This window comes from Colwellia sp. KU-HH00111, from assembly GCF_040362745.1.
Taxonomy (GTDB): Bacteria; Pseudomonadota; Gammaproteobacteria; order Enterobacterales; family Alteromonadaceae; genus Colwellia.
In genome coordinates, this window is sequence record NZ_BAABWO010000003.1 from 89,498 (window position 1) to 101,865 (window position 12,368).

Annotated in this window: 10 protein-coding genes; all 10 read right to left on the bottom strand. The window is 38.7% G+C overall.

Annotated features, from left to right (window positions below; genetic code table 11):
- Positions 1 to 53 precede the first annotated feature (53 nt).
- Complete coding sequence (gene nhaC / locus ABXG98_RS07450; RefSeq protein WP_353538076.1) at positions 54 to 1,517, bottom strand: Na+/H+ antiporter NhaC; 1,464 nt, start codon at positions 1,515 to 1,517, stop codon at positions 54 to 56.
- A 143-nt stretch (positions 1,518 to 1,660) separates the two neighbouring features.
- Positions 1,661 to 3,793, bottom strand: a complete 2,133-nt coding sequence (gene prc / locus ABXG98_RS07455; RefSeq protein ID WP_353538077.1) for a carboxy terminal-processing peptidase — start codon at positions 3,791 to 3,793, stop codon at positions 1,661 to 1,663.
- Between the two features lie 64 nt (positions 3,794 to 3,857).
- Positions 3,858 to 4,526 carry an RNA chaperone ProQ gene (proQ, locus tag ABXG98_RS07460; RefSeq protein ID WP_353538078.1) on the bottom strand — a complete coding sequence of 223 codons (669 nt, stop codon included), beginning with the start codon at positions 4,524 to 4,526 and terminating at the stop codon, positions 3,858 to 3,860.
- Positions 4,527 to 4,567: 41 nt separating this feature from the next.
- Positions 4,568 to 4,855 carry a hypothetical protein gene (locus tag ABXG98_RS07465; protein WP_353538079.1) on the bottom strand — a complete coding sequence of 96 codons (288 nt, stop codon included), beginning with the start codon at positions 4,853 to 4,855 and terminating at the stop codon, positions 4,568 to 4,570.
- Positions 4,852 to 5,349 carry a free L-methionine (R)-S-oxide reductase MsrC gene (gene msrC, locus ABXG98_RS07470; protein WP_353538080.1) on the bottom strand — a complete coding sequence of 166 codons (498 nt, stop codon included), beginning with the start codon at positions 5,347 to 5,349 and terminating at the stop codon, positions 4,852 to 4,854. Before msrC ends, ABXG98_RS07465 begins: the two co-directional genes overlap by 4 nt.
- 107 nt (positions 5,350 to 5,456) lie before the next feature.
- Entirely contained in the window at positions 5,457 to 6,287 is an 831-nt protein-coding gene (locus ABXG98_RS07475; RefSeq protein ID WP_353538081.1) for an SIMPL domain-containing protein, read from the bottom strand.
- Between the two features lie 59 nt (positions 6,288 to 6,346).
- Positions 6,347 to 7,033 carry a DUF2057 family protein gene (locus tag ABXG98_RS07480; protein WP_353538082.1) on the bottom strand — a complete coding sequence of 229 codons (687 nt, stop codon included), beginning with the start codon at positions 7,031 to 7,033 and terminating at the stop codon, positions 6,347 to 6,349.
- A gap of 126 nt (positions 7,034 to 7,159) precedes the next feature.
- On the bottom strand, positions 7,160 to 8,338 hold the full coding sequence (gene prpF / locus ABXG98_RS07485; RefSeq protein WP_353538083.1) for a 2-methylaconitate cis-trans isomerase PrpF: 1,179 nt from the start codon (positions 8,336 to 8,338) through the stop codon (positions 7,160 to 7,162).
- Positions 8,339 to 8,518: 180 nt separating this feature from the next.
- Positions 8,519 to 11,122 (bottom strand): Fe/S-dependent 2-methylisocitrate dehydratase AcnD, encoded by a 2,604-nt coding sequence (gene acnD, locus ABXG98_RS07490; protein WP_353538084.1) that lies wholly within the window; start codon positions 11,120 to 11,122, stop codon positions 8,519 to 8,521.
- 75 nt (positions 11,123 to 11,197) lie between these two features.
- Complete coding sequence (prpC, locus tag ABXG98_RS07495) at positions 11,198 to 12,322, bottom strand: bifunctional 2-methylcitrate synthase/citrate synthase (RefSeq protein WP_353538085.1); 1,125 nt, start codon at positions 12,320 to 12,322, stop codon at positions 11,198 to 11,200.
- Between the last annotated feature and the right edge of the window lie 46 nt (positions 12,323 to 12,368).

Genomic DNA, 12,368 nt, shown 5'->3' on the forward strand with positions numbered 1-12,368 from the left:
AATAGTCCAAGATTTAAGGAAAATTGTTCTTTTATCAGTAATAATGAGTTGAATTATGCATTAGTCGCTATTTTTTTAATCTTAAAGCCAATAAAACCATAAATAACAGCAAGAACCGGATTGATTAAGTTAAAGAAGCTATAAAAAATATAATCTAACGGATTAACTAACAAGACACTATACATGTAGGCGCCACAGGTATTCCATGGAATCAACGGCGATGTAATCGTACCTGAATCTTCTAAAGTTCGACTTAATACTAATGGGTGCAAACCACGACGTTGATATTCTTCTTTATACATACGACCCGGCATCACAATAGCCATATATTGATCGGCCGTGATAAGGTTTGTACCTATACAGGTAGCTACTGTACTAGCAATTAAACTACCCGTTGATTTTGCTGCAGCCAGTATGGCACTAACAAACTTGCGTAGCATGCCTAAATGTTCAAGCACTGCCCCAAAGCTTAAAGCACACATTATTAACCAGATAGTATTAAGCATTTTTGACATACCACCACCGCTTAAGAGTTTATCTAACTCGCTATTGCCTGTTGATATGCTAACACCATCAAAAAGAGCAGTCCAAACCACTTTAATATTTGCAGTAACAGTATTGATATTGTCATCAGCTAATCTAAGAATTAACTCTTGTTGGAACAACACGGCCCACAAGCCTCCCATTAAAGCGCCTATAGCAACTGCAGGAAACGCCGGGACTTTTTTAACCGCAAGCACTAATAACACCACCAAAGGAATTAAATTAAACAAACTGATATTAAATTGCTGTGCTAATTGCGCACTTAAGTCGCTAATTGTTGATGAAGACGCAGTAACTTCTGCATTGAAACCGAGAAACAAAAACAGTACTAACGCAGTTGAAATAGAAGGAATAGTTGTCCAGAACATATAGCGAATATGGGCAAATAACTCACTACCTGCGACAGCGGGTGCCAAATTGGTTGTTTCTGAAAGCGGTGATATTTTATCACCAAAGTAGGCACCAGAAATTACTGCTCCCGCAGTAATTGCCGGATCTAATGATAATCCTTGGGCAATACCAATAAGTGCCACACCTATGGTTGCAGCCGTTGTCCATGAGCTACCAATACTTAATGCAACGATGCCGCAAATAATACAGGCTGCTGCATAAAACCAACTAGGACTTAGTATTTGTAAACCATAATAGATCATGGTTGGCACTGTCCCCGAGAGCAACCAAGTACCAATAAGTGAACCTACGGCGAGTAAAATCAGTACTGCACCAAGTGATAACGAAATTCCGTTAACAATCGCCTTCTCTATTTCTCGCCACTGATGACCATTTTTCAAACCTATAACAATCGCAATACCCATAGCAACTAACAGCCCAATTTGATTAGGCCCATAAGATGAGTCATTGCCAAAATAGATCACTGCAGTAGCGAGTAATGCAACTAAGGAAATTACTGGTATACATGCATCTAACATGCTCGGCTCTTTAGCGTAACGTTTCTCTGGTACTTGATTTGACATATTGTAAATTTACCTCTTTATTATCATTTTTATCGATTATATGTTCAATTTTATGAGTATTTATTCGCTTAAAATAAATATAAATACTTGCTTTAAGATACAAGAAAGCCGCCATAAAGGCGGCTTTGTCATAAAGTTTTTTATCATTTCTTAGCAATTTTACCGAGATTAACTAAATCAAAAGTTATACGAGCAGTCTCATCTAAAAAAGGATCAAGTTCATCTAAATCATCAGGTAAATCTTCAAGATCTGCAATCTTAGCTTTCCCCATACTCACTAACCTTTCGTTAGCACGAATAAGTCGCTTCTTTTTCCGCTCTTCACGTTTATTACGACGCTCTTCAAGGTTTAATGAAATAACTTTATCATCTTTTTCTGCTTTATATGTTTCTATATCGGCTAGTAAGTAATTAAATTCGCTATTATCTTTGATACGTTGTTGATATCGAGCAGTTAAATTATCAACATCAGCACGAATGTCATTAAGCTGAGAATATTTAGCTTTTTGAATTTGATCCCACGGCAAAGCATTTTCTTCTTTACTTTCACCCCACTCTTGAGGATCTACTGCTGTTGGAAAAGCAATATCAGGTAATACGCCACGATGTTGAGTACTTCCACCATTAATACGATAAAACTTTGCAATAGTATATTGAATACTACCCAACGGATTTTCGTATAAATCATAAACTCGAGATAAACCACGATGCTGTTGCACTGTACCTTTACCAAAGGTATGTTCACCTACTATCACGCCACGGCCATAATCTTGAATAGCAGCAGCAAAAATCTCTGATGCAGAAGCGCTGTAGCGATCAACCATTACTGTTAAAGGACCGTCATAATAGCTAATGCCATCCTTATCTTTATGAACATCAACACGATTTGCGCCATCGCGTATTTGAACCACAGGCCCTTTATCTATGAACAAACCAGTTAATAACGTAGCTTCAGGTAAAGAGCCACCACCATTGCCACGTAAATCAATAATAATGCCTTCAACCGCTTGTTCTTTCAGTTTGGCTATTTCTTTCTTTACATCAGCTGATAAGTTATTGTAAAAACTAGGAATAGTAATTATACCTAACTTCTTACCTTGGCCTTTTGTTTCTGGTTTAGTTGCTGATTCAGATTTTGCAGAAGTATCATCACTTTCCTTGCCGCCATGCTCAAAGTAAATAGCAGACTTAGCCGCTTTATTTTCTAATTTGATTTTATCGCGAACAATAACAACTTCTTTGACCTCAGACATATCGTCTGATTCAGCGGATAAAATTTGTAATCTAACTGTGGTTCCTTTGGGACCTTTGATCTTATCTACAACATCATCTAACCGCCAACCGATAATATCTTCAAAATCTTTACCTTCTTGGGCTACCCCAACAATGCGATCTTTGGCTTTTAATGCTTTAGACTGATCTGCTGGGCCACCACTGACTACAGATTGAATGACCGTATAATCTTCTTCTGCACGTAATACCGCACCAATACCTTCAAGCGATAAATTCATTTCCATTTGGAAGCGTTCGGCATTTCGAGGGGATAAATACGAGGTATGTGGCTCAACTACTCTAGCAAAACTGTTCATAACAAGCTGAAAAACATCTTCACTTTCGCTTTGTTTAAGACGCTTTATTGCATATTTATAACGTTTAGTCAGTACTTCTTTTGCTTTAGGCCATTCTTTACCAGCTAATATTAAATTTAATGCATCGGCTTTAACTTTAATGCGCCAGAGTTCGTCTAACTCAGCCTTACTTTGCGCCCAAGGAGCATCTTCTCGATCATAGGCGTATACTTCTTTTGTTGTGAAATCAAAAGGAGCTTGTTGAGCTTTATCGTCACTTACAATATCTTTATCAAGGAGGCTTAAGGCATATTGATACCGCTCTAAGCGGCGTTGCATATTGACATTATAAATTGAGTAAGCAATGGATAATTTGCCACGGGCAAACACATCATCAAAATCTAAACTGTGTTTCTTAAATTCTGCAATATCAGTAGCTAAGAAAACATTACGGCCATAATCTAGTTGTTTGATATAACGATCAAACACTTCTTGGGAAAGCACATCATCAATTTTTACTTTTTTGTAGTGACCACGAGTAAACCTTGCTGCAATACGTTTACTCGCTGTAGCATGCTGAGTTTCTGGTGCTAATGCGGGCAAAGGAATTTCGTTTAACGCCTCATCCTGTGCGAAAGCATAATTACTACCTATTGAAAAACTAACCGATAATGATACGGCCAGTGCAATACGACAAATTTTTTGCATGCAGGTTACTCCAAACTGTAATTAACATTCAAGCCAAGCGATAACACTTCTATAATCATCTAAGTTATGAATATATATTTTGCAATTGTGTTTTAATGGTCATACCTGAATCAAGTTGAACACTAATATCTTTACCGGCAATTTCTGTAATGATTGCGTTCATAGGTGAGTTACCCAATTGAACTTTAACCTTACTTCCTACTTCTATTGTAGCTGATTCAACCGGTTTCAATGGCGGTAAATCTTTTTTTACAGGTTTTCGTTTACTGGGTTTAGCCGATTTAACTGATTTAAATTTTGCATTGTCGCGCTTAACATCGCCTGCAGACTTGCTGTCAGCTGCTTTATTCGCTTGTTTATCACCTTTTTCTGATGATTTTTTATTTGCAGGAGAATTGTTACCAAATTTTTCTTGGCTTTCTTTTAAGGTCTTGCTCGCATAATTTGCTTGTTCTTCATCAATTTCAGCAACATCTTTACCGTCAACATCAACACGAAAAACACCCACTTTTATTGCTTTAAGATAACGCCAGCTGCTGGTGTAATGTCTTAATGCCTGACGTAGACGCGTTTTACTTACGGTTTCATCATCACTTAGTTTTTCTGCTAAGTCTTGAAAAATCCCTATTTTCAATGGTTTTACTGGCCCTTTCACTGAAAAACATTCTGGGAATTTTTCCGCTAAGTAAGTGATAATGTCTTTGGTGCTAATTCGTTTAATTTCAGTTTCCATAAATACAACTTTTATATTTTTCAGTTAAGTGGTTTAAATAATTAATCTTGTGATTGTAGATGTTGATCTCTGTTGTCTAATACATGTCGACACCAATCATATATATCTTCGGATTCAAGGGTTGATAATGCTTCTTCTCCAATCCAAGTATCCCATATTAAAGCTAGCAGCTGCTCTAACACGTGTGTTTCAATATCTTCTTCAGCTAAATCATAAAGTGTATGATATAGCTCATTGACCCGCTCACAAACGGCTTCTTCATCACCATCCCAGTCACCAACAACAGCTTCTGTGACTAAATAGTCATGTATATCAACAAATTCTTTCATCGGCCTTTATGGGTACTCATCAATTCGTTACTAGCGGATAAATTCTGTACAAATGCATTAACAATTGCTTCTAAACCCGTTTTATCTGCTTGGTCAAAACGATTAAAACTCGTACTATCAATATCTAAAACCGCTATTATATCACCGTTAACTTGAACAGGAATAACAATTTCAGCATTGGTTGTTGCATCACAGGCAATATGACCATCAAACTGGTGTACATCGTCTATAAGTTGTGTGGTTTTTGTTTGTACCGCTGTACCACAAACCCCTTTCCCTACGGGAATCCTGATACAGGCAACTTTACCTTGAAAAGGTCCAAGTACTAACTCATTATCAATAACGCGATAAAACCCGAGCCAATTTACCTGAGGAAGCGCATCAAAAAGGAGTGCAGAGATATTTGCCATATTGGCAATGGAGTCTGGTTCATCATCAATTAACGATTTTGTTTGCGCTAAAAGTTGCTGATAAAATTCAGTTTTGTTTTGCAATTATCTATTCCATCAATCTAAGTGTGGCTTAAAAACGCATAACATACCCTGAAAGCCACATGAATAAAAGCTTTAATCTATCACAAAGTTTAATTTTCAGCCTTTATTTATTCTTCTAAGGTAAATTTCACTAAAACACTTGCATTAATTGACTGATTACCCACTTGTGAATTATGGGAAAAACCACTATTTGCCGATCGCATTGGCGCACTATATTGTGCTCGATAATGATTACTGCTTAATTCCTTAATAGACACTAACCGCCCTAACGACTGATCCGCTTGCTTGGCTAAGTTTTGTGCTTTAGCTTTTGCATTACTAAGCGCTTGACTTAATGCCTGTTGATAATATTTTTCTGTATCAGCGACCGACATGGACAATGGTGATATCTGGCTTACCCCTATTTTGGTAATTTTTGCTAAAAAATCATCATAGCCATCAATGTTAGAAAATTTTACCGTGATACGGCGACTTAACTCAAAATACTGAGGGATAACATGATCTACTTGGCTTGCATCACGCTTGCCATCACGAATGTTCAAATGCAGCTTGCTTTTAACCTCTGAGGGTAAATTTTTGTTCACTTCTACTTTACGTAAGTGTATGTTTTTTGCTGCTTCTATCACACGTAATGATACGCTAGCTGAGCTTATATGGTCTGAGCTGATCCCCTGCGCTTTAGCGATAGCCACCACTTGGTTACTTTTATCATCAACAATTGCTCTAATTTTATCGGTAAACCGACCTTGCTCAGTGACAGCAATAGATAAAGCGAAGCTATCGGGTTGAACCATAACACCAGACTGCCCTTGTACTTCAATGCCATAAAATTCACTATGGGCTGAAGCAATAGCCAAGGGTGATATAATTAACGCGGTACTTATTACCCATTTATTTGCCCATTTATTTGCTAAAGTTAAAATCCAAGGGTTAGCCACTGTGTTCTCCTTCAAACGTTTGCTGTACTGTTTTATTCGCTAATTTCTTTATGTGAGCCTTAACGCTTAGTTTCAGTCAAGGTAGTATTTATAAAATCTTGTTGCTCTTGCTTTGAAGCTCTCTGCCACCAATAGTTTAACATGGTTACAGCATTCACTTGTACGTTACTATTAACGACCTTTACTTGTTTGGTCGCTGTGGTTTCTTTCGGAAGGTTTATTGACTGTTTTACTTGAGTTGGTACTTTTGGCTGGCTGCTTTGCTTAGTGGTTAAGGTATTTACCACCTGATTAACCTGTTGAGCTAATTTATAATCACTGACGTTTTCTAAAGTAATATCCAGTTGTTTGTGGTGCTCATCTTTGAGCATTAATTGTGGCGATTTAACAAATTTTTCGGCACTAACTAAATTGCTGATTTTTTTTGTGCTCAAGTGTAATTCTTGTTCATTTGACACGCTGAATCTAATGACAAAGTCCTCAGATTTCACTACCCTTTCTTGGGCAAAGTCTATATCCTCAAAAACATCTTTATAATGAAGGATAATGGCATGTTCGCCTTGGGTAAGCGCGAATACCGCTTCATCTTGAAAAAAACTATGTTCGATAGTTTTATTATCTATTTCACTGACAATTAAATTATCGGTTACGGTTAGCTTAGCGCCAAATGAAGGCATACTAAGCAGTGTTAATGTGCCACAAATAAACAAACTTAATACTGATGATGTTTTAAAAAACCTAGTCAAAATAAAAGCCTTATAAATAATTATGTAAGCTCTTTTATAAACTGACTAGGATTTAAAGCAAGTATTATGTGAACATTTTAGCCTAAAGTACCAAGTTTAAGTCACAAAGTTTCTCTCACTAAGTGACTAAAAGCTATCACCAGGAATGCGCACCCAACCTTCCATTAATATTCTAGCACTTCGGCTCATAACCACTTTGTTTACCGTCCATTGTCCTGAAACTTCAACAGCCTCAGCACCTACTTTTAACGTACCTGAGGGGTGACCGAAAGTAACGTTATATTTATCACCACCTCCAGCGGCTAAATTAACTAAAGTTCCTGGAATAGCTGCTGCAGTGCCAATAGCCACAGCCGCAGTTCCCATCATTGCATGGTGCAATTTACCCATAGATAACGCACGTACATGTAAATCGATATCACTTGCAGCAACCATTTTATTACTTGAAGTAGTATAATCTTGAGCAGGTGCAACAAAAGCTACTTTTGGCGTATGCTGGCGACCTGCTGCTTCTGCAATGTCAGATATTAAACCCATTTTTACCGCGCCGTAAGCACGGATGGTTTCAAAGCGTGTCAATGCGGCTTCATCACCATTAATCGCTTCTTGTAATTCTGTGCCTGTGTAACCAATATCATCAGCGTTTAAAAATATAGTGGGAATACCTGCAGTGATCATCGTCGCTTTAAACGTGCCAATACCTGGTACTTCTAAGTCATCGACAATATTACCCGTTGGAAACATGGCTTCACTTGGATCAACTGGCGCAATAAATTCAACTGGCACTTCTGCAGCAGGAAATGTAACACCATCAAGTTCAAAATCACCGGTTTCTTGCACTTGGCCATTAGTAATGGGTACTTGGGCAATAATAGTTTTGGCAATATTCTTCTGCCAAATACGGACAGTACAAACGCCATTTTCAGGGATGCGACTGCTATCAACTAAGCCAGAATAAATAGCAAAAGAACCAACAGCGGCAGTTAAGTTGCCACAGTTACCTGACCAGTCAACGAATGCTTTATCAATTGCAACCTGTCCGAACAAATAATCAACGTCATGATCTGCTTGTTCAGACTTCGCTAAGATTACTGTTTTACTGGTACTAGAAGTTGCCCCCCCCATACCATCTGTTTGTTTACCATAGGGATCAGGACTGCCAATAACACGTAATAACATATTGTCGCGCGCTTCACCTGGCACCTGACAGCGTTCAGGTAAGTCTGTTAAATTAAAAAATACACCTTTAGATGTACCACCACGAATATAAGTCGCCGGTATTTTTACTTGAGGAACATTAGACATTAAACACCTCTAAATTTTTCAATAAAAAAGCAGTAAGTTATTATCTGACTTACTGCTATAAAATAATTGCATATAATCTATTTGCTTAAAGCAGGGTTTTAGCTTTAGTTCAAGGCTGAAGCGCGGAGTTGACGAACGTCAATGAGCACTTCCAACGAAGAAATAAGGCTAAAAAACCATTTAAGCATTAGATTTCAAAAAATCGGTGGCAAACTTCTGTAATACCCCGCCGCCGTTGTACACGGTAACTTCTTCAGCAGTATCTAAACGACACTTAACAGGGATTTCTACAACTTCGCCATTTTTACGCGTCATAACAACAGTCATAGCACCACCTGGTGCGGTAGTACCAATTACGTCATAAGTTTCAGTACCGTCAATGCCGTAAGTATTACGTGTATCACCTTTAGTAAATTCAAGTGGTAAAACACCCATACCAATTAAATTAGTACGGTGAATACGCTCAAAACCTTCAGAAACAATAACCTCAACCCCAGCTAAGCGAACCCCTTTTGCAGCCCAGTCACGCGATGAACCTTGACCGTAATCAGCACCCGCGATAATGATTAATGGTTGTTTGCGTTCCATGTAGGTTTCAATGGCTTCCCACATACGAGACTCTGTCCCTTCAGGCTCGATACGCGCTAATGAACCTTGCTTAACTTCGCCATTTACGTCACGACACATCTCATTGAACAATTTCGGGTTAGCGAATGTTGCACGTTGTGTAGTTTCATGATCGCCACGGTGCGTTGCATATGAGTTAAAGTCTTCATGCGGCACACCCATTTTATCAAGGTAAGCGCCAGAAGCACTGTTTAACTGTATAGCGTTAGACGGTGATAAATGATCCGTTGTGATATTGTCACCAAGTACCGCTAATGGACGCATACCTTTCATGGTTCGTTCACCCGCAAGCGCACCTTCCCAATAAGGTGGACGACGGATATAAGTACTTTTAAGATCCCAGTCGTATAATGGACTTTCAGCTGGCTCAAACGCGCCTAAATCAAACATTGGCGTGTAGATTTTTTTGAATTGCTCAGGTTTTACCGCTGAAGTTACAATTGCATCAATTTCTTCGTCTGATGGCCAAATATCTTTCAAGGTAATATCGTTACCGTTTTGATCTTGACCTAAAGCATCTTTTTCAATATCAAAACGCATCGTACCCGCAAGTGCATAAGCAACCACTAATGGTGGTGACGCTAAAAATGCTTGTTTAGCGTGTGGATGAATACGACCATCAAAGTTACGGTTACCGGATAATACTGCTGTTGAGTATAAATCACGGTCGATAATTTCTTGTTGGATTTTCGGATCTAACGCACCCGACATACCGTTACATGTAGTACAAGCGTAACCAACAATACCGAAACCAAGTTTTTCCATTTCAGGTAATAAACCAGCTTCTTCTAAGTATAGTTTTGCCACTTTTGAACCTGGCGCAAATGAAGATTTAACCCAAGGTTTACGTACCAAACCTAATTCGTTTGCACGTTTAGCAACAAGACCCGCTGCAACGACGTTACGTGGATTAGAGGTATTAGTACAAGAGGTGATAGCAGCAATAATAACTGCGCCGTCTGGCATTTCACCATTGGCTTCTTGTGCTTTACATGCATCTAAATCTCTAGCGATATCTTTTGATACTAGATCAGCCGTTGCTAAACGACGATGTGGATTAGAAGGACCCGCTAAATTCCGACAAACTGTCGATAAATCAAATTCAATTACACGTGGGTATTGCGCTTCAACTAAATCATCAGCCCATAAGCCTGTATGCTTAGCATAAGTTTCAACAAGTGCTACTTGCTCTGGCTCACGACCGGTAAGTTTTAAATAATCAATGGTTTGCTCATCAATATAGAACATACCAGCAGATGCACCGTACTCGGGTGTCATATTTGAGATAGTTGCACGATCACCAATAGTTAAATCTTTAGTACCTTCACCGAAGAATTCTAAATAACTAGATACGACTTTTTCATTACGTAAAAATTCAGTAATTGCCAAAACCATATCAGTTGCAGTGATACCAGGTGCACGTTTACCCGTTAACTTAACACCAATAATATCAGGTAAGCGCATCATAGATGGGCGACCCAACATCACGGTTTCAGCCTCTAAACCACCAACACCAATGGCGATAACACCTAACGCATCAACATGTGGAGTATGCGAATCAGTACCAACACAAGTATCAGGGAAAGCAACGCCATCACGTGCTTGAATAACCGGCGACATTTTCTCTAAATTGATTTGGTGCATAATGCCGTTACCGGCAGGTATTACATCAATATTTTTAAACGCTGTTTTTGTCCACTCAATAAACTTAAAACGATCTTCATTACGACGATCTTCAATATCACGGTTTTTCTGGAATGCATCAGCATCAAAACCGGGAGCTTCCACTGCCAGAGAGTGATCTACAATTAACTGCGTTGGCACAACAGGGTTAACTTTTGATGGATCACCACCTTGCTCAGCTATTGCATCGCGCAGACCCGCTAAATCAACTAAAGCGGTTTGACCTAAAATATCGTGACAAACCACACGTGCTGGATACCAAGGGAAATCAAGCTCTTGTTTAACTTCAATAATTTGCTTTAGTGACTCAGTAAGTGCGGCAGGATCACACTTACGGACTAATTGCTCAGCTAATACACGCGAGGTATAAGGTAATTTTGCATAAGCACCAGCGCTTATGTCTTCAATTGCTGATCGGGTATCAAAATAATCAATATTTGCACCCGGCAATGGCTTGCGGTAATCATAATTCATAATTGGCTCCCTAAAAAAAGCAAGTATTAAGCAAAATGATGCTTTGCAACTTAATACTCGCCTTTGGTACTAATATTATCTTTGTGCGATTGGATTTACTTTACGTGGCTCTGCGCCAGTATAGTCAGCTGATGGACGGATAATACGGTTATTAGCACGTTGCTCCATAACATGTGCAGCCCAACCAGTTAAACGAGAACAAACAAAAATAGGTGTAAACAATTTAGTTGGAATACCCATATAGTTGTACGTTGAAGCGTGGAAGAAATCAGCATTACAGAATAATTTTTTGGTATCCCACATAAACTCTTCACACGCAACAGAGATATCATAAAGTGAAGTATCACCATTTTCTGCCGCTAATTTTTCTGACCACGCTTTAATGATTACGTTACGTGGATCAGATGTGCGGTAAATGGCATGACCAAAGCCCATAATTTTTTCTTTACGCTCTAACATACCTGCCATTTGTACTTTAGCATCTTCTGGAGAATTAAATTTCTCAATCATATCCATAGCTGCTTCATTAGCGCCACCGTGAAGAGGACCGCGCAAAGTACCAATAGCACCGGTAATACATGAGAACATATCAGACAAGGTAGAAGCACAAACACGGGCAGTAAAGGTTGAGGCATTGAATTCATGCTCAGCATAAAGAATCAATGATACATCCATTACTCTTTCGTGTTGAGCTGAAGGACTTTCACCGTTCAATAAACGTAAGAAATGACCACCAAGCGATGCTTCATCACTTGTACAATCAATTTCAACACCATCATGTGAAAACTTATACCAGTAACACATGATTGCAGGAAAAGCGGCTAATAAACGGTTAGCGGCTTTATTTTGCTCAGAAAAATCAACTTCTGGTTCAACGTTGCCTAAAAAAGAACAACCGGTACGCATAACATCCATAGGATGAGCATCTTTTGGAATAAGCTTTAACACTTCTTTTAATGCTTGTGGAATATCACGCATTGCCAATAATTCAGCTTTGTACTGTGCTAACTCAGCTGAATTAGGTAATTCACCATTAAAAAGTAAATAAGCAACCTCTTCAAATGTTGCGTTTTCAGCTAAATCGGCTACATCATAACCACAATACGTTAAACCGCTACCTGATTTACCTACAGTACATAAAGATGTTTCACCTGCACTTTGGCCACGTAGACCTGCGCCACTTAATTTTTTATCTGACATAATTCTTTCCTCATCCTTTCATTCTTTAGCTTTTATTTTCTATATT